Consider the following 26,073-nt stretch of genomic DNA (forward strand, 5'->3'; position numbering starts at 1 on the left):
GTGGCGCCATGACCAATTCGCCCTGCACGATCACTTTGAATTCGCCCGAGGATACAGCGGAATTCGCGGCCCGTGTCGGCGCAGAACTGAGACCCGGGGACATCTTGTTGCTTGAGGGCGAGATCGGCAGCGGTAAGACCCATTTTGCCCGCAGCCTGATCCAATCGCTGATGATCGAGCCCGAAGATGTGCCTTCGCCGACTTTCACGTTGGTTCAAGCTTATGACACGCCGGCCGGGGAAATCTGGCACTGTGACCTGTACCGCCTGAGCGCGGTTGAAGAGGTTGAGGAACTGGGCCTGACCGAGGCTTTTGAAAGCGCAATCTGCCTGATTGAATGGCCGGATAAATTGGGCCCGCTGACACCGGAGTCTGCGGTGAAGATATCCTTCGAAACAGACCCTAACATGACAGAAGCACGCCATCTGACTCTTTCCTGGTCAGCCCCGAAATGGCCCGTGAAACTAAGGATTCCTGCATGACAAACCGCGCAGTATTGGCCGAAGCGTTGATCGCGCAGACCAAATGGTCAAATGCAAAGCACGCGCCGCTTGCTGGGGATGCCTCGAACCGGCGGTACGAGCGGCTGACCGATCCGGAAACCGGCAAGACGGCCGTGTTGATGGATTCACCTCCGGGCAAAGCGGAAAATGTCAAAGACTTTGCCCGCATGGCCGAATACCTGCGGTCCCTTGGCCTGAGCGCGCCTGAGATCTATGCCGAAGACACGCATTACGGATTCCTGCTGCTCGAAGACCTTGGCGACGACCTCTTCGCGCGCGTGCTCGTGCAGACCCCCAGCATGGAGCGTGCGCTTTATAAGGTTGCAACGGATGTTCTGATCGACCTGCACAACGCGCCAAGCCTGTCTTTGCCATCCTATGATCCGAGTTTGATGACCGAGCTGGCCGCGTTGTCCTTTACCAAATACGCGCAGGCCGTGCAGGGCATGCACGACACCGATGCGCGTAACCGTTTCGAAAACCGGTTCTCGGACATTCTGCACCGGGAAACTTCGGGATCCAAAGTTGTTGTGCTGCGCGATTACCACGCCGAAAACCTGATCTGGTTGCCGGATCGCGACGGGGTTCAGCGCGCCGGTCTGTTGGACTTTCAAACCGCCATGCTGGGCCATCCGGCTTATGACCTGGTATCGTTGTTGCAGGACGTGCGTCGCGATGTGTCACTTGGAACCGAGATGCAAATGCTGAATCGCTATATCGCCGCGACCGGAGTAAATGATCATGACTTCCGCACTGCCTACGCCGTTTTGGGTGCACAGCGAAACCTGCGCATACTTGGCGTATTTGCCCGGCTGGCAACCGAATATGGCAAGCCCAGCTATGTCGATCTGATTCCGGCGACTTGGGCCCATCTGATGCGAGATCTGGAACATCCCGCGCTGGTAACCATCGCCGATCTGCTGCGCGACACCCTGCCCGCGCCCACCCCTGAAAATCTGGACAGGCTTCGACAGAAATGACCCAAGACCCCGAAGCCGTCATGCTGTTTGCAGCCGGGTTTGGCACCCGTATGGGCGCGTTGACCGAAAATCGGCCCAAACCACTGATCAAGGTCGCTGGCCGGCCTCTGATTGATCACGCGTTGGATTTGGTGAATGCCCTGCAACCCAAGCGTATCGTGGCCAACCTACATTATCTGCCAGATCAGCTTGAAGCTCATCTCGTCCCAAAAGGTGTTCTGCTTTCCCATGAAACGCCGGAAATTCTTGAGACTGGCGGCGGAATACGCGCCGCTTTGCCCCTGCTTGGATCGCACCCGGTTTACACCCTGAACCCAGACGCGATCTGGTCAGGACCGAACCCTTTGACGATGCTCCGCGAGGCGTGGAATCCCGATCACATGGACGCGCTGTTGATGTGTGTACCGGTGGATCAGACTGTCGGGCACACCGGCAAAGGCGATTTCACAGCAGATGAGAACGGACGGATCGTGCGCGGCGGCAGTTTGATCTATGGCGGTGCGCAGATCATGAAATCCGAAGGGTTGATGGATATCCCTGAGAAAGCGTTCTCACTTAACGTGCTATGGGACCAGTTGCAGCGGCAGGATCGTCTGTTTGCCCTCACCTATCCCGGTCGCTGGTGCGATGTCGGCCACCCCGAAGGGATTGCACTAGCCGAGGGGTTGATTGCCGATGTTTGAACCCAGCCCAGCTCCGCGCGTTTTTGCCGTTTCGCCCGGTTCGGACTTCCCAAAAATGCTGGTTCAGGGGCTGCAAGATCGTAGTGCAGCGCATCCGCCCGAGATGCTGGCGCGCGTTCAACTGGTCGTCAATACAAGGCGTATGGCCCGGCGCGTCCGCGACCTGTTTGACCAAGGCCCGGCGTGCCTATTGCCGCATCTTTCACTGGTTACCGATCTGGGGGAAAGCGTCGATCTTGCGCAGATACCTCCGGCGATTCCACCGCTGCGGCGCAGGTTAGAGTTGACGCAGTTGATCGCTAAGCTGTTGGAACAACAGCCTGATCTGGCCGCACGGTCTTCACTTTTTGACTTGTCCGACAGCCTAGCCGCGTTGATTGATGAGATGCAGGGCGAAGGTGTTTCGCCCGACGCGATCCGGAATTTGGATGTCAGTGACATGTCCGGGCATTGGGAAAGGGCGCAAAAGTTCATCGGAATTGCCGATCAAATCATAGATTCAGGCCCAGATGCGCTGGATGTTCAGGCCCGGCAGCGGCTTGTGGTGGAAAACCTGATAGAACGTTGGCAAGTCGCTCCGCCGCAGCATCCGGTTATCCTTGCCGGGTCAACCGGGTCTCGCGGAACCACTCTGATGCTGATGGAGGCGGTCGCGCGCCTGCCGCAAGGCGCGTTGATCCTGCCGGGTTACGATTTCGACCAGCCCGACCGCGTTTGGCGAGGACTGGACGATGCGCTGACATCGGAAGATCACCCGCAGTACCGGTTCCGCAAGCTGATGTCACGGCTTGGTTTGGAGCCAGATCAAATCATGCCTTGGACGGGTGATCAACCACCCTCGCCTGCTCGCAACCGCTTGGTTTCGCTGGCTTTACGCCCGGCGCCAATCACTGATGCATGGATGTCCGAAGGCCCGCAACTGACCGATCTGGATGGCGCCACAAAGGACGTGACACTGGTCGAGGCGCAATCGCCCAGATCCGAGGCCCTGGCCATCGCACTGCGCCTTCGCCAGTCAGCCGAAACCGGCCAAACTGCCGCGCTGATCACACCTGACAGGATGCTGACCCGCCAAGTCAGCGCTGCTTTAGATCGCTGGAACATCCTTCCCGATGACAGCGCTGGTCTACCGCTGCAACTATCGCCGCCCGGCCGGTTTCTGCGTCACGTGGCGGGGCTTTTCGCACGGCGTCTGGATGGCGAGGCATTGTTGACCCTTCTGAAACACCCGCTGTGTCATGATGGTGACGAGCGCGGCGCGCATTTGCTGCACACGCGGGACCTTGAACTAGATTTGCGCCGACATGGCCCGCCTTTCCCGGACAGCGCCAGCCTGACCGCTTTTGCAATCCGCAAAGAAGTTCCCGAGGATTGGGTACGTTGGCTAAACTCCCATTTCTGCGATCAACAGATCGCGGGCCAACTCCCATTGACGGATTGGGTTGCCAAGCTGCGCATCTTGGCCGAGACGATTTCGGCGGGCGCGTCAGGGGAAACAGGCACGCTCTGGGACAAGAACGCAGGCCAAAAGGCGCAAGGCGTCCTGAGCGCACTGGAAAAAGAGGTGCAACACGGCGGCCCGATGACCGCCCATGATTTCGCCGACCTGTTGGGTGCTTTGCTCGCGGGCGAGGAAGTCCGGGATCGCGACGCCCCGCATCCACACATCATGATCTGGGGCACGCTCGAGGCGCGCGTGCAAGGCGCAGATTTGCTTATCTTGGGCGGCTTAAATGAAGGCAGTTGGCCCGAGGCCGCTGCGCCAGACCCCTGGCTGAACCGCCAGATGCGCGACAAGGCCGGACTTTTGCTGCCCGAACGGCGGATCGGCCTGTCGGCACATGACTTTCAACAAGCCATCGGCGCGCCCGAGGTCTGGCTGACCCGTGCCAAGCGGTCCGATGACGCAGAAACCGTTCCGTCACGCTGGCTAAACCGCCTTACGAACCTGCTGCATGGCTTGCCGGGGCAGGGCGGGCCTGAGGCACTGTCAGAAATGCGCAACAAAGGCCGGCAATGGTTGCAATGGGCGGAACAGCTTGAAATCGCGCCGCATATCGAACCGGCAACGCGCCCGTCTCCGCGGCCACCAGTGGCATCGCGCCCAAATCGGCTGAGCGTGACGGAAATCAAACGGCTGATCCGCGATCCTTATGCGATTTACGCCAAACATGTGCTGCGCCTGAAGCCGCTGGACCCTTTGGTGCAGGCGCCGGATGCCTTGTTGCGCGGGATCGTGATCCACGAAATTCTGGAACATTTCGTCAAAGACAGTGTTCTGGACACCGCCTTGTTGACCCGCGAAAACTTTTTGAAACGCGCGGAAACGTTATTAGATCAACATGTTGCGTGGCCCACGGCGCGTAAGCTGTGGCTGGCGCGGTTGGAACGCATCGCGGATGATTTTCTGGCCGCCGAAATCGCGCGGCGAGGGGACGGGGGGCCGGTCGCCTTCGAAGCGGCGGTGAAACTTGTACTGTCGCCCCTGGATTTCACCATCGCGGGCCGTGCTGACAGGATAGATCGCAACAAACGCGGCGCGTTGCGGATTGTCGATTACAAGACAGGAACGCCCCCGACGGAAAGCCAGCAATCCAAGTTCGACAAACAGTTACTGATCGAAGCCGCGATGGCCGAAGAGGGCGGTATCGACGGTTTCGACCCTTCTCCCGTGGCCGAGGCGATTTTCATCGGCATGGGCGGCACCTACAAAGAAGTACCCGCACCGCTGGCGAAAGAGCCGCCAGACAAGGTACTGGCCGAGCTCAAAGAGTTGGTTTCTGCCTATTTAGAGCCTGATCAGGGGTTTTCTTCCCGTCGGATGTTGCACAAGGATTCGGATGTGGGTGACTACGATCAACTGGCCCGGTTCGGGGAATGGGACCGCACTGATGACACTACGCCCGAGGACCTGACATGAGCGCTCGCAACGACGCAACCGAGCGGCAGGTACAGGCCGCGCGGCCCGACGCCTCGACCTGGTTGGCGGCCAATGCAGGCTCAGGAAAAACGCGGGTGCTGACTGATCGGGTGGCCCGATTGCTGTTGGGCGGCGTCCAGCCACAGCATATCCTTTGCCTGACCTACACCAAGGCCGCCGCCAGTGAGATGCAAAACCGGTTGTTTGATCGCCTCGGACAATGGGCAATGAAGGATGATGCCGGTCTGATGTCCCAACTGACCGATCTGGGCGTACCCGGCGAGATCGACTCGGAACGGCTGGCACAGGCCAGAACCTTGTTTGCGCGCGCTATTGAAACGCCTGGTGGCTTGAAGATCCAGACGATCCACTCGTTTTGCGCCTCGTTGCTGCGGCGCTTCCCTCTTGAGGCCGGGGTCAGCCCGCAATTTTCCGAGATGGAGGACCGTGCGGCGGCCCTATTGCGTGAAGAGGTTGTCGAGGATTTTGCCGCAGGTCCGCAGGCGAATCTGATCGAAGACGTCGCCCGGTTTGTCACCGATACAGGGTTCGACAAACTCACCGCGGCCATCACCCAGAAACGCAACCTGTTTGCGCAGCCGCTGGAATGGGCCGATGTGCTGCAGCGGTTTGAACTGTCCGACGGATTCAATGAAGACGCTTTGATAGCACGTGTGTTTCTGGGTGGCGAAGTGGAATTGATCCGGTCGATCCTGCCGGCGCTTTCCGAAAGCGGCGGCAACAACGCCAAGGCGGCCGACAAGCTGGCAGCATTTTCCGAGGCTCGGGTCAGCAGCTTGCCAATACTGGAAAGTGTATTTCTGACCGGAAAATCCGCCAAAGAACCCTTTACGGCCAAAATCAACAGTTTCCCCACCAAAACTCTGCGAGAAGACGTGCTGGTGGACCAGATGCCCCAACTCGAAGCGTTGATGCTGCGGGTCGAGGCAGCGCGTGAGCAACGGCTGGCCCTGGTTGCCGCGCGCAAGACAATGGTGCTGCACCGCTTCGCTGCGGCGTTTTTGCCGGAATATGAGCGGCGCAAGCAACTGCGCGGGTGGTTGGACTTTGACGACTTGATCCTACGCGCGCGGCGGGTGCTGAATGATCCCGCAGTTGCCGAATGGGTGTTGTACCGACTGGATGGCGGCATCGACCACATTCTGGTGGACGAAGCGCAGGATACCAGTCCCGATCAGTGGGATGTGGTCGAAAAACTAGCGCAGGAATTTACCAGCGGGGAAGGGGCCCGGTCCGGGGTTGAACGCACGATTTTCGTGGTCGGTGACAAAAAGCAGTCGATCTATTCCTTCCAAGGCGCCGATCCGCAGGCATTCGATCTGATGCAGGCTGAGTTTGGGCGGAAGCTCTCTGAATCAGGCTCTAAATTGTGGGATTCCACGTTAGAATACTCATTCCGATCCTCCAGCGCGATCTTGTCCTTGGTCGACATCCTGTTTGAAAACCGCGCTGAGGCCGGGTTTCACAAGGAAAGCCAGCACCGCGCGTTCAAGGCGGATCTGCCGGGCCGAGTTGATCTGTGGCCCGTGGTCGAAAAGATCGAAGACGATGACGATACCGACTGGACCGATCCGGTAGATCGGCCCAGCGCGCGGCATCACACCGTCATTCTGGCCGAGAAGGTGGCGCAGTCGATCAAGGCAATGATCGAACAGGGTGAGACGATCCCTGAGGATGGCGAAACGCCCGGCACATTTGTACGGCGGAAGGTTCAACCGGGGGATTTCCTGATCCTCGTTCAGCGCCGCTCGGACCTGTTTGCCGAGATCATCCGCGCCTGCAAAGCCGCTTATCTGCCGATAGCCGGGGCAGACCGGCTTAAGGTCGGTGCGGAATTGGCGGTCAAAGACCTAGCTGCGCTGCTGAGCTTTCTGGCCACGCCCGAGGATAGCCTGTCGCTTGCCACAGTTCTGAAATCGCCGCTGTTCGGGTGGGGCGAACAACAATTGTTCGACTTGGCACATCGGCGCAAAGAACAGTTCCTTTGGGCGGCTCTGCGTCAACGCGCCGAAGAGTACCCTGAAACACTGGCCGTTCTGCACGACTTGCGCGGGCAGATCGACTTTCTGCGCCCCTACGACCTGATAGAACGCATCCTGACCCGCCATGATGGCCGTCGTAAACTGCTGGGCAGGCTGGGAGCCGAGGCGGAAGACGGGATCAACGCGCTGTTGTCGCAGGCATTGGCGTACGAGCGCACGGATATCCCAAGCCTGACTGGGTTTCTGGTGTGGATGCAGACCGATGATCTGGAAATCAAACGGCAGATGAGCGGCGTCGGAAACATGATCAGGGTGATGACGGTGCATGGTTCCAAGGGGTTGGAGGCTCCGATTGTGATCCTGCCGGATACGGGCAAACGGCAAGCTCCGCGCGATGCCGAGATCATGGTGGCCGAAGGCACACCGCTTTGGAAAGTTCCGGCAGATGCTTCTCCGGCATTGATTGCGTGCGCGCGCGACGAAGCCCGAGCGCGGGAAGAAAATGAGCGGCTTCGCTTGCTTTATGTGGCTCTAACACGAGCTGAAAAGTGGTTAATCGTGGCGGCTGCCGGCGATGTCGGTAAGGATGGGACCAGCTGGTATCAGATGGTTCAAACCGCGATGGAACGGGCAGGGGCGGTGGCGCTGCCCAGTTCAGAAACGCTGCGATTGTCACATGGTGATTGGAACGCATCGTCGATTATTGAATCCGCAGAGACCTCAACTGCCGTGACGGACCTGCCAGCCCCGTTCCTGTCTCCCGCCACACAACCAGAGCCTGAAGCGGAAACGCTCAGCCCTTCCGATTTGGGCGGCGCCAAGGCTTTGCCCGGCGATGCAGGTCAGGACGAAGAGGTGGCAAAGTTACGCGGCACGCGGTTGCACCTACTGCTGGAACACTTGCCTTCGATTGCGCGGGAAGACTGGCCGCAGCTTTGCGCACGGGTTCTGCCCGATATGCAGGACGCGGAACGGCAAGAGTTGCTGGACGAGGCATGCGACGTTTTGACTGCGGCGCATCTTCGGCCTGTCTTTGCCGCCGACGCCTTGGCTGAGGTGCCCGTGACAGCCGACCTGAACGGACGTCGCATGCATGGGGTGATCGACCGACTGATCGTCACCGATACCGAGGTTCAGGTCATTGATTTCAAAACAAATGCAACGGTTCCCAACAGTGCTGAGACATGTCCTGAGGGGCTTTTGCGGCAAATGGGGGCGTATGCCAACGCCTTGTCACAGGTCTATCCGAACCACGAAATCCGAACTGCGATCCTATGGACCAGAACAGCAGATCTTATGTGGCTGCCACACGATCTTGTGACGCATGCATTGTCGCGCACCCAGATATCTTGACCTTGGATTAACGGGCCCCTACGTTCAGTTCCCGAGTTTACCCCATTCAGGAGACAGAATATGTCGACCGTTGCCGTTACCGACGATACCTTTGACGCCGAAGTCAAAAACTCCGATGTCCCCGTTGTGGTGGATTTCTGGGCCGAATGGTGCGGCCCCTGTAAACAGATCGGCCCCGCTCTGGAAGAGCTGGCCAACGAATACGGCGGCAAGGTGAAAATTGCCAAGGTGGACGTGGACAGCAACCCGAATTCGGCAGCTGCCATGGGCGTGCGCGGCATTCCGGCGCTGTTCATCTTCAAGGACGGTCAGGTTGTGTCGAACCGCGCCGGTGCAGCACCCAAGGCCGCACTGCAAAACTGGATCGACGAATCAATCTGATCCGATGTGATCGGTTTTGATCAAGGGCGTCCGAATTTGGGCGCCCTTTTTTGTGACTGGCTCAATTGGGCCATCAAACAGGGAAAGCAAATGGCAAAAACACGGGTACTGGTGGAATTCGGGATGGGCACATCCCTGCGGCGCGAGGATTATACCGAGGCTGCGCTGCGGGCGATCAAGGATGCGCTGTGGCATAACTCGGTGAACATGGCCGAGCTGTTCGACTTTCCGAAAGAGGCGATGATCATTGACGCCGAAGTGGGTGTGCAACAGCCCGACAAGGTCGACACCGAGGCGCTGAAGGCGATCTTTCCCTATGGCCAGCCCAACATCACGGTAACGCAGGGTGGTCTGGATATCGATAAGCCCCATACTGATGGCCGCACCGTGATCGCCAACGCGGCGGTCATCGTCTCATTCGACATGGAGCCCGCCCAATGACCGAAAAACGCATCATTCTGGAAATGGGTACCGACAACGATCTTTATGGTCAGGACTACACCAAAGCCGCCTGCCGCGCCGTCCAGGACGCACTGCATCATTCATCGATCACTTTGTTTTCCAAACTTGGCATCGAACACAAGGAAATGCGGGTGCAGGTAACGATTGCTGTACAAAACCCTGATCAGGTCGACTGCGACAGGGTCGCCGCCGATCTGCCAAGGGGCCGCGCCGAAGTGCGGGCCGTCAAGGGTGGGTTGGATGTTGTGGATGACGCCGCGGGCACGCACCATGTCATCGCCACAGCCGCGATCGAGGCGTTTTTGCCGGATCAGGCTGGTAAATACGTGCAAAGCTGACAAAGAAAAAGCCGCTCGGATACCCGGGCGGCTGCTTCAAATTCTGGTTCTGATTGCGGGATCAGATTTTTGCGATGTCCGCGCGCGCCAGGCCGATGTCTTCCAGCTGTGCGTTGGTCAGACCCGACAGAATCTTGCGCGTCTTGCGGTTTTCGTACCGCTCAACAGCGGAGTCGAAGACATTGATGAATGCATCCACTACGTGCAGGATGGTAGCTGCTCCGAGTGGGGCATGGATGTTTGCAGTTGTTGCCATGTTCCCAGTCCTTATATCTGAAACAGCCGACCCGTTGTCGGTTGTGAGCCTCATGTAGTCCCACGGGCGGGGACTCACAATTGCTGGTCTGGTAACCCCGGTTTGCGTTTTGTGCATATCTTTTGGGCAGTTGTGCAACGGGTTGCGCCGATCCCGCGCCCGGCCCATATATAGCGACTGAGAACACGGAGGCTTTCATGGCGGACAGCGATTTTCCCGGATGGCACGGGACCACGATCATTGGTGTCAAAAAAGGCGGGCAAGTCGTTATTGCCGGGGACGGACAGGTCAGCCTGGGCCAGACAGTGATCAAAGGCACTGCGCGCAAAGTGCGTCGTCTATCGCCGGGCGGATTTGAAGTTGTCGCCGGGTTTGCGGGATCAACCGCAGATGCGTTTACCCTGCTGGAACGGCTTGAGGCAAAACTGGAAGCAACACCCGGTCAACTGGCCCGTGCCTCGGTCGAGCTGGCCAAGGACTGGCGCACTGACAAGTATCTGCAAAAGCTTGAGGCGATGTTGATCGTCACCGACGGCAAAGACCTGTTGGTTATCACCGGGGCGGGGGATGTGCTTGAACCGGAACACAACGTGGCCGCTATTGGGTCAGGCGGGAACTTTGCCCTGGCCGCTGCGCGGGCAATGATGGGCAGCGATAAGCCCGCCGAAGAGGTCGCGCGCGAAGCCATGGCGATCGCCGCAGACATCTGCGTCTATACCAATGGCAATCTGACGGTTGAGACGATCTAGGCCAACAGCGCCGAGATTTCTTTCCCCTTCCAGCGCCGGTACATGCCGACCAGCCCAAGTAGGGCGGTTGCGATGACGATGTAATAAGGCAGGCGAATGTCGATGCTCATCAATCCGCCGCCGACCAGGGACATGACACCGCCGGCAAGACAGAAGACCGCCGTCGTAACGCCCATGACCCAACCCTGATCCGCTTCGCCAACGCTGGACGAAAACAGACCTAGCAGGGTCGGGTAGGCGACGCCAAAGAAGAAATAGAAGAAGAAGACCGGGACGTAGCTCAGAACACCGCTGGGGCTGAAGGCGAAGCCAAAGCCGCAGATCACCATCACCACCAATGAGGTGTGGATGATGGAGTGTTTGCTGAATCTTTCTTGCGCTGGTTTCACGAGGAATGTGCTGGAAAACGCCAAGGCAAAACCGATGACCACCATTGCCATGCTGCCACCGATCACGCCGTAGCCCCATGCACTGGTCAGGAAATTATCGACGAAGACGTAGAACGTGACATTGGCAATCATGAACAGCGCATAGACGGGCAGGATTTTCAGAACCAACGGGTGTTCACGTACCGCGATCAGACTGTCGGTGATATCGCGTGGGCGAAAGACAAATGCCGCGCGCTCGGTGCGGGTGTCCTTGAAGAAAAAGCTCACCAGGAAGATGGCGATCATCACCAGAACAAACGCGCCATAGAACGGCATCTTGAGCGTGGCATAGCTGCCCAGTATCGCCGCGTCGGACAGAACAGCCCCGATAATCGGGCCGCCGACCAGACCAAAGCTGACGCCGGTGATGATATACCCCATGTTTCGGTCGCGGTCGGCGGCATCGGTGCTGCCGTCAATCATCGCCGCTTGTGCAATGGGCTGATTACCCGCCGTAAAGCCGGTGACCGACCGACCAACGATCAGCAGAAGCAAACTGTTAAGGTAAAGTGCCGTGATGGTGATGGCATAACCGGCCAGCGCCCCACCTAAACACACCAACAAAGCATTCTTACGCCCGATGGAGTCCGACACTTTCGAGACATAGACCACACCCAAAAACCAGGACAGAAAGAAACACCCGATCACCAACCCATAGTAGAAATGGCGCTGGCCCATAGATGTGCTTTCCGGCAGGAACCCGGATTTTGTTTCCATGATCAAAGAGTTGATGATGGGAAAGACCAGCCCTTGTCCGATCAGATCCACAAATACCACGAACAATAACGTAATCTTGGCAATCTTCGTCATGATACACACCTTGGAACTGGTTCCTTGAGGTGAGTGTAACAGACAGGTGCTATGGCACCTAACGCCTTGTCAGAGGCCGGTAATTTACCGGCCTCCGGGCGCAATTCGTCGTTGGGTTACGAAAGCGCTGCAACGCCCAGCGGAACGCCGGCAACGTCACACCAGATGTAAACTTCGTTATAGCCCGAGATATCCATGGTCGGCGGTACCGCATAAGACTGCTTGCCTTTCAGGTTCAGCAACGCCCCCAGTTTCGAGTTGGGGTCATAGGTGCCGTCCTTGCCGAAGGCCACGCGCGGGTCCGGACCGTTATCCAGCGAAAAGTCATCACCCAGCTCAACGATATAGCGCTCACCGTCCTTGACCACTTTGACCGAACCGGTGGTGATATGTTTCGAGCGGCCCTCGAATGTGCCCTTTTTCTTGGCACCGCCGGCGGCAGCGACATTGGCGCTGGCCAGTGTCAGAGCGGCGCCCGTTGCAGCGGCATTCAAAAAGAGCGAACGACGAGTCATCATGATGTGGGTCTCCATTTCAAAGTGCAGGCGAACTTGCCCGTCGACGCAGACTATGCGCAGCTATTTTCTGTCTGGCGATTCACATCACCACGATTTTCCGTGTGCAGACCGTGTGTTGGCGTGAGTTTTTCGTGATCAGCTTGTGTTTTTGTGGCTTATGATTAGGTTCCGGTGCGAAACAATTGGATAGAACTCACATGACCGACCTGACCCCGCGCGAAATCGTCTCGGAACTGGACCGTTTCATCATCGGGCAGAAGGATGCCAAACGGGCCGTAGCCGTTGCGCTGCGCAACCGCTGGCGGCGCAAGCAGTTGGCTGACGACATTCGGGACGAGGTCTATCCGAAGAACATCCTGATGATCGGCCCCACCGGCGTCGGCAAGACCGAGATTAGCCGTCGTCTGGCCAAACTGGCCCGCGCGCCCTTCATCAAGGTTGAAGCCACCAAATTCACCGAAGTGGGCTATGTCGGTCGTGACGTGGAACAGATCGTGCGCGATCTGGCCGACGCCGCCATCCTGCAAACCCGCGAATACATGCGCGAGGATGTCAAAGCCAAGGCGCATCAGGCCGCCGAAGACCGCGTGATCGAAGCCATTGCAGGCACCGATGCACGCGAAGGCACACGCGAGATGTTCCGCAAAAAGCTGAAAGCGGGCGAGTTGGATGATACGGAGATCGAGTTGGAGCTGTCAGACTCGTCGAACCCGATGCCAATGTTCGATATTCCCGGTCAGCCCGGCAGCCAGATGGGTATGATGAATCTGGGCGACATATTCGGCAAGGCCTTTGGCGGGCGTACCGTGAAACGCAAGATGACCGTCGCCGATAGCTATGAAGCACTGATCGGAGAAGAGGCCGACAAGCTGCTGGATGATGAGATCGTTAACCGCATCGCGCTGGAATCCGTTGAACAGAACGGCATCGTGTTCCTGGATGAGATCGACAAGGTCTGCGCCCGCACTGACGCGCGGGGTGGCGATGTTAGCCGCGAAGGGGTACAGCGTGACCTCTTGCCTCTGATCGAAGGCACGACGGTATCCACCAAGCACGGTCCGGTCAAAACCGACCATATCCTGTTCATCGCGTCGGGCGCGTTCCACATCGCCAAACCGTCGGACCTGTTGCCGGAACTGCAGGGCCGCCTGCCGATCCGCGTGGAATTGCGCGCGCTAACCGAAGAAGACTTTGTGCGCATCCTGACCGAAACCGACAACGCGCTGACCCGTCAATACACCGCCCTGATGGGCACCGAAGAGGTCACGGTCAGCTTTACCGATGACGGAATCGCGGCCCTTGCGCGTATCGCGGCCGATGTGAACCAAAGCGTCGAAAACATCGGTGCGCGCCGTTTGTACACGGTGATGGAGCGCGTGTTCGAAGAGCTGTCCTTTACCGCGCCCGATCAGGCCGGAATCTCGATCACGGTTGATGCGCAATTCGTGGACGACAATCTGGGCGAATTGACCAAATCCACTGACCTCAGCCGTTACGTTTTGTAACATCGCCAGCCGGTTTTTGCCGCTTCGGCAGTGTAGTGCCGCTGGACGCCGGGCCAGAATGAGATAGCGTAGTCGCAACTCACCCAGAGGGCTGACCAGTGCTGCGCTATTTAATAATTCTGATTACATCCCTGACGCTAAGCGCCTGTGTTGATCGGACGGTAACCGAGATTGTTCCATCGGCCGCAACTGTCGGAACGCCTGAAAAGATATTCGCAGCCACGACGCGAGCTCGTCAAGCAGACGGAACTTATGGATTCAAGCGTGGGGAAGCGCTGAAGTTTTTGGAAACAACAGTGTCGATCCCGCCATCACACACGCCGGGAACATTGAAATTCTCTTATGCGAATCCGAACCCGAAAAAAGAATTTGTTCTTACAAATGTTACCGAACTGGGCGGGCCAAAGGGCTTACGCGAACATTTGCGCGGCGAAGACGATGTTACGATTTTTGTACACGGCTACAACTCGACCCAAACCGAGACGATTTTCCGCGCGGCTCAGCTGACCCATGACATTGGCCTTCCGGGATCTACTCTGGTCTATTCCTGGCCCAGCCGCGCGACCGGGTATGGATATGCCTATGATCTCGACAGCATGTTGTTTGCCCGCGACGGGTTGGAGCAGACAATCCGTGAACTGAAATCCATGGGTGTCAAACGCGTCATTCTAGTCGCGCATTCCATGGGGGGCGCATTGACGATGGAGATGATGCGCCAAACGGAACTGCAGGAACCGGGTTGGGCGAAAAGGAACCTCGAAGGGGTCGTGCTGATCTCGCCCGATCTGGATCTGGATCTGTTTCGCTCCCAGATGAGGCGGATCGACAATCCTCCCGACCCATTTATCGTGATGGTCTCGCAAAAGGACAAAATCCTGAACATTTCCGCCCGCCTGCGCGGCACGGATGAGGGTGTGCGGCTGGGAAACATCACCTCACTCGAGTCCCTCGAGGAGTTCCCGATTAACGTGATCGATACAACCGCGTTTAGCAGCGATGCGGAATCCTCGCATTTTGTGGCGGCGACTTCCCCGGCTCTGTTGTCGATCCTTAGTTCGTTGCGGCGCGTCAATAACACGTTCGGACGCGAAGACAGGCCCGGCATCGATATACTGGTGCCGCCCAGCGAGCGTAATCCAGACGGCGCCACGGAAATCGTTCTGACAGAAACAGGGCAGGCTCAGGTCACTACCCCGTGACGCAGTTTAGTTTGCGTGAATATTTTCGGGACAACGCGACCTGGTTGGGTGCGGGGGTCCTTTTGACCTTTCTGTCCAGCTTTGGGCAGACCTTCTTCATCTCGATCTTCGCTGGAAACATCCGCGCCGAATTTGGTCTTGGGCACGGCGCGTGGGGCGGTCTTTACTCTTTGGGCACCACCGTTTCGGCCATCGTTATGATCTGGGCCGGCGGGCTGACAGATGTTTTCCGCGTCCGTGTATTGGGGCCCTCCGTTCTGGTCGGCCTGGCCGTGGCAGCAGTGGCCATGGCCGTGAACAGCTGGCTTGTCCTGTTACCGCTGGTGGTCTTTTTATTGCGCCTGTTCGGGCAGGGGATGAGCATCCATCTTGCACAGGTCGCCATGGCGCGATGGTTCATCGTTACACGTGGCAAAGCCCTGTCGATTGCATCGGTCGGCTACGCGATTGGAGAGGCGCTGCTGCCGCTAGCTTTCGTGGCCGCGATGGCGTTTCTGGACTGGCGATGGCTTTGGGTGTTGTCCGCAGTGGTTGTCCTGATGGGGATACCCGTTCTGACGCGACTTTTGCGTCAGGAGCGCACGCCGCAGAGTCTGGCGGATGCCTATTCAGCGACAGGGATGCAGGGCCGCCATTGGACCCGGAAAGACGCGCTGTTTCACCCTCTGTTCTGGTTCATGGCCCCGACTATTCTGGCCCCATCGGCCTTTATTACTGCGTTCTTCTTCCATCAGGTGCATCTTGCCCAAGTCAAGGGATGGCAGCATATCGAACTGGTCGCCCTGTTTCCGGTTTTCACCGGCGTATCCTTGATTGGGATGTTTGCGGCCGGCTGGGCGCTGGACAAATGGGGCACCGCGAGGCTGATGCCTTTTTACCAAATCCCGATCGCAATAGGTTTTGTGATCGCAGGAATGACAAACTCGATCGGCGGGGCCTTGATTGCAATGATCTTTCTGGGACTGACGGTTGGAGCAAACAACACACTACCAAGCGCCTTCTGGGCAGAATTCTACGGCACCAGGCACATTGGGGCGATCAAGGCGATGGCCACAGCAGTTATGGTTTTGGGATCAGCGATCGGCCCCGGCCTGACCGGGATATTGATCGACGCCGGTATACCGCTGAGCACACAGTTCCTGTGGATCGGAGGTGTTTTCATTCTTGTATGCCTGTCGGCTAATATCGGAATTACGCGCGCTGTGCGCTCGCTTTAACGCGTCCGGCGCAAATAGACGTAGTAGGCCCCTTCGCCGCCGTGGCTGATATGGGCTGGGGTCACTTGCAAAACGGCCTGCGCAAGCGGCGGCAAGGCCAACCATTGCGGCACTTGGTTGCGCAATACACCGCGCGGCGTGGGGATAGGACCGGGTTCATCCCTGTCCTTTCCTTTTCCGGTGACAACCAGAACAAGGCGCTTACCTGACGCCTGGGCCGTCAGAATAAACCGGGTGAGCGCCGGATACGCAGTGTCCATGCGCATGCCATGCAGGTCCAGTTTCCCTTCAGGCTTGATCTTGCCGCGTTTCAAACGGCCAAATGCCTTGGTGTCCATTTGCACCGGGCTGGTACGCAAACTTTCACTGATCGAGGGCTTCAGCGCATTTCGCACGGGTTTACCGGGCGCGTTTTGTCCGACCTCGAATGCCTCAAACCGGGGTTTTGGGGGTTTGTTCGGCTTGGGTTTGGGCAGTGTGACCGGGTGGACCGATTGTGGAATTTCGGGATGCAGCCGCTCAGCCTGTTTGGCGACCTTGCGCCACAGCTCGACCTCGTCTGCCGTCAGTTTGCGCCGGGACATCAGAATTCATCCGGTAGTAAGGCATAGGCCCGTTGGATCGGCAGCAACAGCACCATCCGTCCCGGATCCCTGAGGCGCCCGGCGGCCTTTCCGGCGTCATCACCTGTGCCAAAGAAGATATCCGCACGCTGCGCACCTTTGATGGCAGCACCCGTGTCTTGAGCAATCATCAAACGCCGCAACGGAGTCTTGCCATCTTTTTCCACCCAGACAGGGGCGCCCAGCGGCGTATAAGCCGGATCAGCCGCAATGCTGCGCATCGTGGTAACTGATCTGTTCATGGCACCCAACGGCCCAAGCTCGGGCGCAACGCGCGAAACTTCGCGGAAGAACACGTAAGAAGGGTTGTGAAACAGCAGTTCAACCCCGGCTTCAGGGTTCTTGCGGACCCATGAGCGGATCATCTGGGCACTGACTTCATGCGCGCCCAGCGCACCCTGGCGGATCAGCTCAGCCCCAATGGAACGATAAGGGTGACCGTTTGCCCCGCCATAGCCCACGCGCAGGGCACTGCCATCTGGCAGGCGCACACGTCCCGAACCCTGAATTTGCAGAAAGAACAACTCGACCGGGTCATCCACCCAAGCGATCTCAAGGCCGCGACCCTGCATCGCGTCGCCCGTCAGGATTTCGCGACGGCTGAGCCATGGTCCTTCGGCACGCGCTTCGGGTGGCATTTTGTAGATTGGATACTTGAACCGGTTGGTCCGGGTTTTAGACCCATCCAGTTCCGGTTCGAAATAACCGGTGAAAAGGGCGTCGTCGCCGTCCTCGACCAGAACCGGGCGAAAGAATAACTCAAAGAACGACCGCGCCGCGTCTGCCTTGTATGTTCGGGCCACGTTGCATAGCGCTTGCCAGTCCGGATTATCCAGATCGCCGCAGGTGTTCAGAAATACCGAAAGGGCCGCCCCATGATCATCGGCAGCCCATCCATCCAGATCGTCAAAGGAAAGAATTGATCGCGTCGGTTCAGCGCTGGTGGCAGTGGTCATGACTGCCACCAGTAATAGCGACCGGAGCGCGCCAATCATGCGTCCGTGGCAACAAGCAGCCAGTTTGGATCATCAGCACCCATCACACGGGCAAAGGTCCAGCTGTCCTTTTGGCGTTTTACGGTGTTCGGGTTGCCTTCGATGATGTCGCCACCGCGGTCGCGTACGACCGAGGTCAGCTCGCCCACAAACCGCATCGTAATCTCGGCTTGGTTTGTGTCTTTGTCGAAGGTCACATCCGCCAGCGCGGTTTCGCGGACGCCGATAAACTCGGCCTCGATGGTCAGGCCCTGATCTTCACGGGCTGCCACAACTGAAACAAAAGTGTCGAACACCTCTTCGGACAGGAAGGGCTGAATTTCATCCAGATTCCCCTTTTCGAACCCCATGACGATCATCTCATAGGCACCGCGTGCGCCCTGCACAAATTCAGTGACCGAGAAGCTGGGCTCAACCCGCTTCATCGCGGCCAGTGTTTGCGCCTGTTCGCTGTCTTCGGCGACATGGTCTGTAATGTCATGATCCGGGCCGCCTTCGATCACCTCGAAGCCGCGACGCGACTTGTCCGCCTCGGGTTGCTGTTGAACAGGGGGTTTCTCAAAACCCTCACGTGTACCCAGCACGCTTTTTAGGCGCAGGATCAGGAAAACGGCAATTCCGGCCAGGACCAGCAACTGGATCATCGGTTCGTTCATTTCATCCTCTTTTCAGACCGCGGCTTTGTATACGCGGCCTCATGCCACTATGTAGGTGACAGATCGTGGCAAGTCCACAGCCCGGCCTAAGGGAAAGGATAAAGCAAATGTACTTGTTCTTGGCATTTTTATTGGTGCCGATCATCGAGATCGCCCTGTTCATACAGGTCGGCGGCCTGATTGGCCTGTGGCCTACGCTGGCGATCGTCGTTCTGACGGCCGTTATCGGCACCTTTATGGTCAGGACACAAGGTCGCATGGCACTGGTCAATTTGCAGCGATCCTTTTCCGAACTGGATGACCCGACCGAGCCTTTGGCCCATGGCGCGATGATCTTGCTGTCTGGTGTTTTGCTGCTGACGCCGGGATTTTTCACCGATGCCGTTGGCTTTGCACTGCTTGTTCCGAGTATTCGAGTGGCCGTATTCAAATACCTGAAATCCAAGGCGACCATCACGCATTTCCAGATGGGCACCGGCGCGCAGTTCCGCACTGGTCCCACCCAGTTTGATCAGGATGACGTGATCGACGGAGATTTTACTGAGGTTCGCCCGCGTCAGAACCCCTCAAAGCCATCCAAATGGGTCGAAGGTCCACCCCAGCATTGAGGTGCCGCGCCCAACTTGCTAAGCAGTGGCAAATTTCATTTTCGGAGTAGATCCATGGCTGACGAAAGCCCTGCAGAAAACACCGCGGCACAGACCGCCCCTCAGATCCAGATGCGCGTTCTGGGACAGTTCATTCGCGATATGTCTTTTGAAAACGTGATGGCACAAAAAGGCGTGTCTGGTGACGTTCAGCCCGAGATTGCTGTTCAGGTGAACCTGGACGCCAAAAAGCGCCCGACCGAGCATCAGTACGAAGTTGCGGTCAAGCTGAACCTGACTTCCAAAGCCAAGGGCATGGAAGACGTTCTGTTCCTGTGCGAGCTGGATTATTGCGGTCTGTTCCACATCGAAGGCGTGGCCGAAGATCAACTGCACCCATTCCTGATGATCGAGTGCCCGCGCATGCTGTTCCCGTTCCTGCGCCGCATTGTCAGCGACATCACCCGTGACGGTGGTTTCCCGCCGGTCAACCTGGACAATATCGACTTTGTTGCGCTGTACCGCAACGAGCTGATGCGCCGTCAGGCCGAAACCGAAAAAACCGAAGCCTAATCGGTACGACCCGCGCCGGGCAGGCGCTCAGGCGCGGGTCCACAGGGCTTTTTCGCCCAGTTCTTCCACAAATGTCTCATGAGCCGCGCGTTCTTCCGCGGTGATTTTCGACGCCAGCGGCGTCGGGCGCGCAGCGGGCCGCCAATCGTCCCCTCCGCCACCGGCAGAAGCCGCGCTGGTGGACAGGCCAAAGTCCGGCTGTCGCCCGCCAATCAGTTCCAGATACACTTCAGCAAGAATTTCCGAGTCGAGCAGCGCGCCGTGCAAAACACGGTTCGTGTTGTCGATGTTGAACCGCCGACACAACGCATCCAATGATGCAGGCGAACCCGGAAACCGTTTGCGCGCAATCGCCAGCGTGTCCAGCGCCTGATCCATCGGCAGCTGCGGCAACCCCATCCACCTGAGTTCCGCATTCAGGAATTTCATATCGAAGGACGCGTTGTGGATCACCAGTTTGGAATCCTGAATGAAATCAAGGAACCCCTGACCAACCTTGGCAAAAACCGGCTTGTCTTTCAGCGTAACCTCGCCCTTTTCCGGGGGGCGCGGAGTGTCCAGCAGGTCGGGGCCGATACCGTGCACGCCAAATGCCTCTTCGGGCATCGAACGCTCGGGGTTGATGTAAACGTGATAAGTCTCACCTGTGGCCATATGGTTCCACAGTTCGACTGCACCGATTTCTACGATCCGGTCGCCGCTTTCGGGATCAAACCCCGTGGTTTCGGTATCGAGTACAATCTCACGCATTAGCCATCCCCGCCCGTATCTGTCTGACAACATCCTGCACCTGTGCGCGGGCGTGGTCCAGCGTGTCCGTCACGATCACAAAGTCCGACCGCGCGCATTTTTCATCATTGGTCATCTGCTTGGCGCGGATTTGTTCGAATTGCTCTTCGGTCATCGTTCCGCGCTCCATCACACGTCGCTTTTGCTCGTCCGCCGGGACCTGAACACAAGCAACCGCATCCATCGCCGCATTGCCGCCTGTTTCAAACAACAAAGGGATGTCGAAAACCAGAATGTCCGCCGTGGCGCTATCCCGAAAACCCACCCGGTCGGCGGCCACCAAAGGGTGAACGATGCCTTCGATCACTTTCAATACCGTCGGGTCCGCGGAAATAGTTTGTTTCAAGGCATCCCGGCTGACCGCGCCATCATCAATTGCCTCAGGAAACGCATCACGCATTGGTTTTACCGCAGCGCCGCCCCTTGAATACAGCCGATGCACAGCCGCATCCGCATCCCAAAGCGCACAGCCTTCATCCACGAACATCTGTGCCGTGGTGCTTTTGCCCATTCCGATCGAGCCTGTCAGGCCAAGTGCAAAGCTCATCCCAGCACCGTGGTGCGCAACTCATCCGTTACCTCGGGCCGTTTTCCAAACCAACGCTCAAAGCCCGGAACCGCCTGGTGCAGCAACATGCCCAGACCGTCAACTGTTGTGCACCCGGCCTCTTCGGCCGCTTGCAGAAGCTTGGTTTTCAGAGGGGCGTAGACAAGGTCGGTAGCCACAGCACCCGGCTGCAAACCATCCAACGGCACACGCAATTCGGGCTGTCCCTGCATACCCAGAGATGTTGTGTTCACCACCAGCTCCGCATTCTCGATCACATTGCCGGCCTTGACCCAATCAACCACTGTAATGCGCGGCCCAAATTCTTCTTTCAATTGGTCGGCCCGGGCACGCGTGCGGTTGGTCAGCATGATCTCGGGCACTCCGGCATCCACCAGTGCCTGCAAAACGGCGCGCGCAGCCCCGCCCGCGCCGAAGACCACGGCCGGCCCATCCTGTGGGTTCCAGTCGGGCGCCCCTGCAAGCAGGTTTTCCATAAATCCGTAGCCATCGGTGTTGTCTGCGTGGATCGAGCCATCAGGCAGAAAGACAAGTGTATTTGCCGCACCAATCTTTGCCGCCCGATCCGACACGTGATCCGCAATCTGCAAGGCGGCTTCTTTATGGGGGACGGTTACATTTGCGCCGACATACCCGGCTTTGGGCAGGGTCCGCAGAACACTCTCCAAATCCTCGGGTGCGACGTCCATAGGGATATAGTGCCCGGGCAGCCCATAGGTCTTTAGCCAATGTCCATGCAGTTTAGGGGATTTTGAATGTCCAATCGGATGCCCAATCACGCCGGCCAATGGAATTTGGTTATCCGTCATTGATCAATCATCCCTTTCACAGCCAGAAAATTCAGCAACTCCAACAGGGGCATACCCAAAACATTAAAATAGTCGCCGTCAATGGTGGCGAACAGGCGCACACCTTCCTCCTCAAGCTTATAAGCCCCGACCGCATGGCGAATGCTGTCCCAGTTGCGGTCAATATAGTCGCGCAGATAGGTGTCCGAGCTCATGCGCATCCGCAGACGCACCTGACCAACATGGCGCCAGATGGGTTCACCATTCTGATAGATCACGGCCGCAGACAACAGCATATGCCGCTTGCCCCGCATTGCCTTCAACTGCGCCAGCGCGTCCTCGGGTGTTTCTGGTTTCGACAAAAGCTGGCCATCGAAGTCCAGCACCTGATCACAGCCCAAAACCATCGCGCCCGGGTTCTTGTCACTAACCTTGCGGGCCTTCATTTCTGCCAAAGTGTCTGCGATATCTCGTGGGGGCGCATCCTCGGCCAGCAAGGCGCGTTTGGCTGTATCTTCGTCAACGCGCGCGGTTTCCACTGTGAACGGCACGCCCGCATTGCGCAAAAGCTGCGCGCGGATAGATGACCCCGAGGCAAGGATGATGGGGACAGACATGTGGAAAACCCCCTTAGCAAATCGTTGAGCGTTCTAGGATGGTTTGTATGGTTTTCCGGTTGACACGCAACCCCGGGAATTTCGCCTGAAACTTCCCTGAGTCGTTCGAAGACCGTCCTTTTGGGACAAGGATAACTTTGCTGCACGGGAAAACTGGGATTTCCTGTCTTACCCAACGAGTTATCCCCAGACAAGCTTGAGTGGTATCGGACTAATATACTGAAATTAAATAATAAAAACTGAATTCAACAGAATCACCTATTTACGGCACAATTCTATCCACCTGGGGAAAACACATGCGTAAAAAAGTAATCCACGGAATTTACTCACCCTACAAAACCATCATCCTTTTTCTTTTCCTATTTTTTTATTAGGGAGGGTTCCAACCAAAGTCCGGAGCCAGAATGACCGATCTTCTTTTCACGATTTACCCGTGGGTGAAGTCATTGCACATCATGGCTGTGATTTCATGGATGGCAGGTTTGTTCTATTTGCCCAGACTATACGTCTATCACGTTGAGAAAGCCCAACACGTCGAAGGCGCAGAAACCATCTTCTTTGAGATGGAAGAGAAACTGCTGCGTGTGATCATGCGCCCTGCGATGTATGTTGCGTGGCTTTGCGGGCTGATCATGGTTTTCACGCCCGGCATCGTGGGGTGGGATTGGTCCTGGCCCTGGATCAAGGGTGCTGCCGTAATTGGTATGACCTGGTTCCATCATTGGCTGATGGCGAGACGTAAGGATTTCTTGGAAGGCCGAAATAAGCTTACTGGACGGCAATTTCGCATGATGAACGAGGTTCCGACCGTTCTGATGATTATCATCGTTCTGGCGGCCGTTGTGAAGTTCTGAGGGCCTGTTTGACTCCGAGGGCAGTCGCGCTTATGTAGGGATCAACACGCCCGTCCGGGCGGCGTATCTTCCGTACTGAAATTCCACTTCGTGCCGCAATGTCAGCGGCGAAGGTATATATCATGTCCACTGAATCCCTGAATCTGGCCGACCTGAAGGCCAAAAGCCCCAAAGACCTTCTTGCGATGGCCGAAGAGCTGGAGATCGAAAACGCCTCGACCATGCGAAAAGGCGAGATGATGTTCCAGATTCTGCGCGAACGCGCGGATGAAGGCTGGACCGTTGGCGGAGACGGCGTGCTGGAAGTGCTGCAAGACGGCTTCGGCTTTCTGCGCTCGCCCGAGGCAAACTATTTACCAGGTCCGGATGATATCTATGTCTCGCCCGACATGATCCGCCAACATGCCTTGCGCACCGGTGATACGGTCGAAGGGGATATCAAAGCGCCTGATGACAATGAACGTTATTTTGCGCTGATCAAGGTCACCAAGATCAACTTTGAAGAACCAGAAAAAGCCAGACACAAGATCGCGTTTGACAACCTGACGCCGCTCTATCCCGATGAACGCCTGAAGATGGAGATCGAGGATCCCACCATCAAGGACAAGTCGGCGCGTGTGATCGATCTGGTGGCCCCGATCGGTAAAGGCCAGCGATCGCTGATTGTGGCGCCGCCGCGGACCGGTAAAACGGTGATCCTGCAGAACATCGCGCATTCGATCGAACAGAACCACCCAGAGTGCTATTTGATCGTTCTGCTGATCGACGAACGCCCCGAAGAGGTGACCGACATGCAGCGTTCGGTGAAGGGTGAAGTTGTATCTTCAACCTTCGACGAACCCGCAACTCGCCACGTGGCGGTATCTGAGATGGTCATCGAAAAGGCCAAGCGTTTGGTTGAGCATAAACGAGATGTTGTTATTCTTCTCGACTCGATCACAAGACTTGGTAGGGCCTTCAACACTGTGGTGCCATCATCGGGCAAAGTTCTGACCGGTGGTGTAGACGCGAATGCTCTGCAACGGCCCAAACGGTTCTTTGGTGCCGCCCGTAATATCGAAGAAGGTGGCTCGCTGACCATCATCGCCACCGCGCTGATCGACACCGGCAGTCGGATGGACGAAGTTATATTCGAAGAATTCAAAGGCACCGGTAACTCGGAAATCGTTCTGGATCGCAAGATCGCAGATAAGCGCGTGTTCCCGGCCATCGACATCCTAAAATCCGGCACCCGGAAAGAGGATCTGCTGGTCGACAAGGGCGATCTGGCCAAGACATTCGTCTTGCGTCGTATCCTCAACCCGATGGGCACAACCGACGCAGTCGAGTTCCTGTTGTCCAAGTTGAAACAGACCAAGACGAACGGTGAGTTCTTCGATTCGATGAACACCTGACACAGGTCTTAAACGACGCGAGGCCTTCGAATGGATACGATATTCGCCTTGGCCAGCGCGCAAGGCAAAGCCGGGGTGGCGGTCATCCGCCTCTCCGGACCAGACGCGCATTCCGCAGCTGCCAGCTTAACCGGAAGTCCGCTGCCGTCTCGTGGCATGCGGGTCCGTTCGCTGTACGCCACCGATGGCGCGCGGTTGGATGACGGGCTGGTTCTGACCTTTCAAGCCCCGGCCAGTTTTACCGGTGAAGACGTGGCCGAACTGCAGATCCATGGTAGCACCGCTTCGGTGAACGCAGTGATGCGATGCCTGTCCGATATGGACGAGCTGCGACTGGCGGAGCCTGGTGAGTTCACCAGACGCGCGCTGGAAAACGGCAAGATGGACCTGACACAGGTCGAAGGTCTTGCTGATCTGATTGATGCGGAAACCGAGGCGCAGCGCAAACAAGCACAAACTATTCTGGCTGGTGATTTGGGTTTTCTGGCGGAACGGTGGCGACGCGATCTGATCCGTGCTGCATCCTTGCTGGAAGCTGTCATTGATTTCGCGGATGAGGATGTTCCAACAGATGTCACGCCCGAGGTTAAATCGCTTGTGAACGGCGTTATGGCTGATCTGCAACGTGAAGCGGATGGCGTAAAGATTGCAGAGCGCATTCGAACGGGGTTTGAAGTCGCGATTGTTGGTCTTCCGAATGCCGGAAAATCAACCTTGCTAAACGCTCTGGCAGGGCGTGAGGCGGCGATTACTTCGGAATATGCCGGAACTACTCGCGATGTGATCGAGGTTCGAATGGATCTCGCAGGACTTCCGGTCACGTTGCTGGACACCGCAGGATTGCGGGAAACTGAGGATCACGTTGAAAGCCTGGGAATCGAACTGGCAAGAAAGCGCGCCGATTCAGCGGATCTGCGTGTGTTCCTGACAGATGACCCGAAGGAACTGGGTGTTCAAATGGTGAAAGGCGATATACAGGTTTTGCCGAAATCTGATCTTCGCGATCTATCTGAGGGTGGAATATCCGGAAAAACCGGGCAGGGTATTGATCAACTCATTTCCCAGATTTCGGATGTGCTTAGCAACCGAACTACAAGCAGTGGTATTGCGACGCGGGAAAGGCACCGGGTTGCTTTAATCAAATCGCGGGAATCCCTAGGTTCTGCCATGGCGGTTCTGGAATCAGGTCCAGACTTGTATGATATCGCAGCAGAAGAATTGCGCACGGCAATCCGTGCACTTGAAACCTTGGTTGGCAGAATCGGCGTTGAAGATCTTTTGGATGAGATCTTCTCGAGTTTTTGCCTGGGTAAGTAAGGAGTGT

27 protein-coding genes are annotated in these 26,073 nt (G+C 57.2%); 17 read left to right on the forward strand and 10 right to left on the reverse strand.

Features of this window, described 5'->3' with window-relative positions; genetic code table 11:
* The first annotated feature begins 8 nt into the window (after positions 1–8).
* The 8 genes from tsaE to AC2FFH_RS16365 all read left to right on the forward strand — a co-directional run bounded on the left by tsaE (position 9) and on the right by AC2FFH_RS16365 (position 9,623).
* Positions 9–482: a tRNA (adenosine(37)-N6)-threonylcarbamoyltransferase complex ATPase subunit type 1 TsaE gene (gene tsaE / locus AC2FFH_RS16330; protein ID WP_496726302.1), complete on the forward strand. Its 474-nt coding sequence runs from the start codon at positions 9–11 to the stop codon at positions 480–482.
* Complete coding sequence (locus AC2FFH_RS16335; protein WP_496776951.1) at positions 479–1,483, forward strand: aminoglycoside phosphotransferase family protein; 1,005 nt, start codon at positions 479–481, stop codon at positions 1,481–1,483. Before tsaE ends, AC2FFH_RS16335 begins: the two co-directional genes overlap by 4 nt.
* Positions 1,480–2,166, forward strand: a complete 687-nt coding sequence (locus tag AC2FFH_RS16340) for a nucleotidyltransferase family protein (protein ID WP_496776953.1) — start codon at positions 1,480–1,482, stop codon at positions 2,164–2,166. The genes AC2FFH_RS16335 and AC2FFH_RS16340 overlap by 4 nt, the downstream gene beginning before the upstream one ends.
* Positions 2,159–5,086 (forward strand): double-strand break repair protein AddB, encoded by a 2,928-nt coding sequence (addB, locus tag AC2FFH_RS16345; RefSeq protein WP_496844818.1) that lies wholly within the window; start codon positions 2,159–2,161, stop codon positions 5,084–5,086. The genes AC2FFH_RS16340 and addB overlap by 8 nt, the downstream gene beginning before the upstream one ends.
* A complete protein-coding gene (gene addA, locus AC2FFH_RS16350) occupies positions 5,083–8,442 on the forward strand; it encodes a double-strand break repair helicase AddA (RefSeq protein WP_496844820.1) in 3,360 nt (1,119 codons plus the stop codon). The genes addB and addA overlap by 4 nt, the downstream gene beginning before the upstream one ends.
* A 60-nt stretch (positions 8,443–8,502) precedes the next feature.
* Entirely contained in the window at positions 8,503–8,823 is a 321-nt protein-coding gene (trxA, locus tag AC2FFH_RS16355) for a thioredoxin (RefSeq protein ID WP_496844821.1), read from the forward strand.
* Positions 8,824–8,913: 90 nt separating this feature from the next.
* On the forward strand, positions 8,914–9,264 hold the full coding sequence (locus AC2FFH_RS16360; RefSeq protein WP_496844822.1) for a Lin0512 family protein: 351 nt from the start codon (positions 8,914–8,916) through the stop codon (positions 9,262–9,264).
* The gene (locus tag AC2FFH_RS16365) at positions 9,261–9,623 is read left to right on the forward strand and encodes a Lin0512 family protein (protein WP_496844823.1); all 363 of its coding nucleotides are present in this window, start codon (positions 9,261–9,263) and stop codon (positions 9,621–9,623) included. Before AC2FFH_RS16360 ends, AC2FFH_RS16365 begins: the two co-directional genes overlap by 4 nt.
* A 61-nt stretch (positions 9,624–9,684) precedes the next feature.
* On the opposite strand, the gene AC2FFH_RS16370 is transcribed toward AC2FFH_RS16365, so the two are convergent.
* Positions 9,685–9,879, reverse strand: coding sequence for a DUF1127 domain-containing protein (locus AC2FFH_RS16370; protein WP_496844824.1), 195 nt, complete (start codon positions 9,877–9,879; stop codon positions 9,685–9,687).
* A 197-nt stretch (positions 9,880–10,076) separates the two neighbouring features.
* Between AC2FFH_RS16370 and hslV the strand changes: the two genes are divergently transcribed.
* Positions 10,077–10,628, forward strand: coding sequence for an ATP-dependent protease subunit HslV (gene hslV / locus AC2FFH_RS16375; protein ID WP_109313826.1), 552 nt, complete (start codon positions 10,077–10,079; stop codon positions 10,626–10,628).
* On the opposite strand, the gene AC2FFH_RS16380 is transcribed toward hslV, so the two are convergent.
* Entirely contained in the window at positions 10,625–11,866 is a 1,242-nt protein-coding gene (locus AC2FFH_RS16380) for an MFS transporter (RefSeq protein WP_496844826.1), read from the reverse strand. The two genes, hslV and AC2FFH_RS16380, sit on opposite strands and share 4 nt — an antisense overlap.
* A gap of 116 nt (positions 11,867–11,982) precedes the next feature.
* The gene (locus AC2FFH_RS16385) at positions 11,983–12,384 is read right to left on the reverse strand and encodes a DM13 domain-containing protein (RefSeq protein WP_058279372.1); all 402 of its coding nucleotides are present in this window, start codon (positions 12,382–12,384) and stop codon (positions 11,983–11,985) included.
* A 197-nt stretch (positions 12,385–12,581) separates the two neighbouring features.
* On the opposite strand from AC2FFH_RS16385, the gene hslU reads away from it, so the two are divergent.
* The 3 genes from hslU (at position 12,582) to AC2FFH_RS16400 (ending at position 16,305) form a co-directional block, all read left to right on the forward strand.
* Positions 12,582–13,889 (forward strand): ATP-dependent protease ATPase subunit HslU, encoded by a 1,308-nt coding sequence (hslU, locus tag AC2FFH_RS16390; RefSeq protein ID WP_496726293.1) that lies wholly within the window; start codon positions 12,582–12,584, stop codon positions 13,887–13,889.
* 98 nt (positions 13,890–13,987) lie between these two features.
* A complete protein-coding gene (locus tag AC2FFH_RS16395) occupies positions 13,988–15,088 on the forward strand; it encodes an alpha/beta hydrolase (protein ID WP_496766042.1) in 1,101 nt (366 codons plus the stop codon).
* Positions 15,085–16,305, forward strand: a complete 1,221-nt coding sequence (locus AC2FFH_RS16400; protein WP_496766040.1) for an MFS transporter — start codon at positions 15,085–15,087, stop codon at positions 16,303–16,305. Before AC2FFH_RS16395 ends, AC2FFH_RS16400 begins: the two co-directional genes overlap by 4 nt.
* Here the strand turns inward: AC2FFH_RS16400 and AC2FFH_RS16405 are convergent.
* From AC2FFH_RS16405 to AC2FFH_RS16415, 3 genes are read right to left on the reverse strand one after another with little or no spacing between them, the layout of a single operon-like run.
* The gene (locus tag AC2FFH_RS16405) at positions 16,302–16,889 is read right to left on the reverse strand and encodes a Smr/MutS family protein (protein ID WP_496766038.1); all 588 of its coding nucleotides are present in this window, start codon (positions 16,887–16,889) and stop codon (positions 16,302–16,304) included. The genes AC2FFH_RS16400 and AC2FFH_RS16405 overlap by 4 nt on opposite strands.
* Positions 16,889–17,923 (reverse strand): murein transglycosylase A, encoded by a 1,035-nt coding sequence (mltA, locus tag AC2FFH_RS16410; RefSeq protein WP_496766036.1) that lies wholly within the window; start codon positions 17,921–17,923, stop codon positions 16,889–16,891. The genes AC2FFH_RS16405 and mltA overlap by 1 nt, the downstream gene beginning before the upstream one ends.
* Positions 17,920–18,579, reverse strand: coding sequence for a Tim44/TimA family putative adaptor protein (locus tag AC2FFH_RS16415; protein WP_496766034.1), 660 nt, complete (start codon positions 18,577–18,579; stop codon positions 17,920–17,922). Before AC2FFH_RS16415 ends, mltA begins: the two co-directional genes overlap by 4 nt.
* A 107-nt stretch (positions 18,580–18,686) precedes the next feature.
* On the opposite strand from AC2FFH_RS16415, the gene AC2FFH_RS16420 reads away from it, so the two are divergent.
* Positions 18,687–19,187: an FxsA family protein gene (locus tag AC2FFH_RS16420; protein WP_496844829.1), complete on the forward strand. Its 501-nt coding sequence runs from the start codon at positions 18,687–18,689 to the stop codon at positions 19,185–19,187.
* 54 nt (positions 19,188–19,241) lie between these two features.
* A complete protein-coding gene (gene secB / locus AC2FFH_RS16425; protein ID WP_058275145.1) occupies positions 19,242–19,739 on the forward strand; it encodes a protein-export chaperone SecB in 498 nt (165 codons plus the stop codon).
* 27 nt (positions 19,740–19,766) lie between these two features.
* Here the strand turns inward: secB and dnaQ are convergent, their stop codons facing one another.
* The 4 genes from dnaQ to AC2FFH_RS16445 are packed head-to-tail and all read right to left on the reverse strand — an operon-like array spanning position 19,767 to position 22,501.
* The gene (gene dnaQ, locus AC2FFH_RS16430) at positions 19,767–20,489 is read right to left on the reverse strand and encodes a DNA polymerase III subunit epsilon (RefSeq protein ID WP_496844830.1); all 723 of its coding nucleotides are present in this window, start codon (positions 20,487–20,489) and stop codon (positions 19,767–19,769) included.
* Positions 20,482–21,075 (reverse strand): dephospho-CoA kinase, encoded by a 594-nt coding sequence (gene coaE / locus AC2FFH_RS16435; protein ID WP_496844831.1) that lies wholly within the window; start codon positions 21,073–21,075, stop codon positions 20,482–20,484. Before coaE ends, dnaQ begins: the two co-directional genes overlap by 8 nt.
* Positions 21,072–21,905: a shikimate dehydrogenase gene (locus tag AC2FFH_RS16440; RefSeq protein WP_496844832.1), complete on the reverse strand. Its 834-nt coding sequence runs from the start codon at positions 21,903–21,905 to the stop codon at positions 21,072–21,074. Before AC2FFH_RS16440 ends, coaE begins: the two co-directional genes overlap by 4 nt.
* Positions 21,902–22,501, reverse strand: a complete 600-nt coding sequence (locus AC2FFH_RS16445; RefSeq protein WP_496844833.1) for a Maf family protein — start codon at positions 22,499–22,501, stop codon at positions 21,902–21,904. Before AC2FFH_RS16445 ends, AC2FFH_RS16440 begins: the two co-directional genes overlap by 4 nt.
* 404 nt (positions 22,502–22,905) lie before the next feature.
* Here AC2FFH_RS16445 and AC2FFH_RS16450 point away from each other — a divergent pair, with 404 nt between their 5' ends.
* The 3 genes from AC2FFH_RS16450 (at position 22,906) to mnmE (ending at position 26,066) form a co-directional block, all read left to right on the forward strand.
* Complete coding sequence (locus tag AC2FFH_RS16450; protein ID WP_496726284.1) at positions 22,906–23,355, forward strand: CopD family protein; 450 nt, start codon at positions 22,906–22,908, stop codon at positions 23,353–23,355.
* Between the two features lie 122 nt (positions 23,356–23,477).
* A complete protein-coding gene (gene rho, locus AC2FFH_RS16455; RefSeq protein WP_496726283.1) occupies positions 23,478–24,749 on the forward strand; it encodes a transcription termination factor Rho in 1,272 nt (423 codons plus the stop codon).
* 30 nt (positions 24,750–24,779) lie between these two features.
* On the forward strand, positions 24,780–26,066 hold the full coding sequence (gene mnmE / locus AC2FFH_RS16460; protein ID WP_496844834.1) for a tRNA uridine-5-carboxymethylaminomethyl(34) synthesis GTPase MnmE: 1,287 nt from the start codon (positions 24,780–24,782) through the stop codon (positions 26,064–26,066).
* Positions 26,067–26,073: the final 7 nt, after the last annotated feature.

The organism is Ruegeria sp. YTSC003 (assembly GCF_059609785.1).

Excerpts from the sequence above, each read along its gene's own strand:
- hslV (WP_109313826.1), top strand. The coding sequence starts at position 10,077 with ATGGCGGACAGCGATTTTCCCGGATGGCACGGGACCACGATCATTGGT.
- AC2FFH_RS16360 (WP_496844822.1), top strand. The coding sequence starts at position 8,914 with ATGGCAAAAACACGGGTACTGGTGGAATTCGGGATGGGCACATCCCTG.
- tsaE (WP_496726302.1), top strand. The coding sequence starts at position 9 with ATGACCAATTCGCCCTGCACGATCACTTTGAATTCGCCCGAGGATACA.
- coaE (WP_496844831.1), bottom strand. The coding sequence starts at position 21,075 with ATGAGCTTTGCACTTGGCCTGACAGGCTCGATCGGAATGGGCAAAAGC.
- AC2FFH_RS16450 (WP_496726284.1), top strand. The coding sequence starts at position 22,906 with ATGACCGATCTTCTTTTCACGATTTACCCGTGGGTGAAGTCATTGCAC.
- AC2FFH_RS16380 (WP_496844826.1), bottom strand. The coding sequence starts at position 11,866 with ATGACGAAGATTGCCAAGATTACGTTATTGTTCGTGGTATTTGTGGAT.
- mnmE (WP_496844834.1), top strand. The coding sequence starts at position 24,780 with ATGGATACGATATTCGCCTTGGCCAGCGCGCAAGGCAAAGCCGGGGTG.
- mltA (WP_496766036.1), bottom strand. The coding sequence starts at position 17,923 with ATGATTGGCGCGCTCCGGTCGCTATTACTGGTGGCAGTCATGACCACT.
- addB (WP_496844818.1), top strand. The coding sequence starts at position 2,159 with ATGTTTGAACCCAGCCCAGCTCCGCGCGTTTTTGCCGTTTCGCCCGGT.
- AC2FFH_RS16335 (WP_496776951.1), top strand. The coding sequence starts at position 479 with ATGACAAACCGCGCAGTATTGGCCGAAGCGTTGATCGCGCAGACCAAA.
- secB (WP_058275145.1), top strand. The coding sequence starts at position 19,242 with ATGGCTGACGAAAGCCCTGCAGAAAACACCGCGGCACAGACCGCCCCT.
- AC2FFH_RS16440 (WP_496844832.1), bottom strand. The coding sequence starts at position 21,905 with ATGACGGATAACCAAATTCCATTGGCCGGCGTGATTGGGCATCCGATT.
- AC2FFH_RS16420 (WP_496844829.1), top strand. The coding sequence starts at position 18,687 with ATGTACTTGTTCTTGGCATTTTTATTGGTGCCGATCATCGAGATCGCC.
- addA (WP_496844820.1), top strand. The coding sequence starts at position 5,083 with ATGAGCGCTCGCAACGACGCAACCGAGCGGCAGGTACAGGCCGCGCGG.
- AC2FFH_RS16445 (WP_496844833.1), bottom strand. The coding sequence starts at position 22,501 with ATGTCTGTCCCCATCATCCTTGCCTCGGGGTCATCTATCCGCGCGCAG.
- AC2FFH_RS16365 (WP_496844823.1), top strand. The coding sequence starts at position 9,261 with ATGACCGAAAAACGCATCATTCTGGAAATGGGTACCGACAACGATCTT.
- AC2FFH_RS16370 (WP_496844824.1), bottom strand. The coding sequence starts at position 9,879 with ATGGCAACAACTGCAAACATCCATGCCCCACTCGGAGCAGCTACCATC.
- AC2FFH_RS16340 (WP_496776953.1), top strand. The coding sequence starts at position 1,480 with ATGACCCAAGACCCCGAAGCCGTCATGCTGTTTGCAGCCGGGTTTGGC.
- AC2FFH_RS16385 (WP_058279372.1), bottom strand. The coding sequence starts at position 12,384 with ATGATGACTCGTCGTTCGCTCTTTTTGAATGCCGCTGCAACGGGCGCC.
- AC2FFH_RS16405 (WP_496766038.1), bottom strand. The coding sequence starts at position 16,889 with ATGTCCCGGCGCAAACTGACGGCAGACGAGGTCGAGCTGTGGCGCAAG.
- AC2FFH_RS16415 (WP_496766034.1), bottom strand. The coding sequence starts at position 18,579 with ATGAACGAACCGATGATCCAGTTGCTGGTCCTGGCCGGAATTGCCGTT.
- hslU (WP_496726293.1), top strand. The coding sequence starts at position 12,582 with ATGACCGACCTGACCCCGCGCGAAATCGTCTCGGAACTGGACCGTTTC.
- trxA (WP_496844821.1), top strand. The coding sequence starts at position 8,503 with ATGTCGACCGTTGCCGTTACCGACGATACCTTTGACGCCGAAGTCAAA.
- rho (WP_496726283.1), top strand. The coding sequence starts at position 23,478 with ATGTCCACTGAATCCCTGAATCTGGCCGACCTGAAGGCCAAAAGCCCC.
- dnaQ (WP_496844830.1), bottom strand. The coding sequence starts at position 20,489 with ATGCGTGAGATTGTACTCGATACCGAAACCACGGGGTTTGATCCCGAA.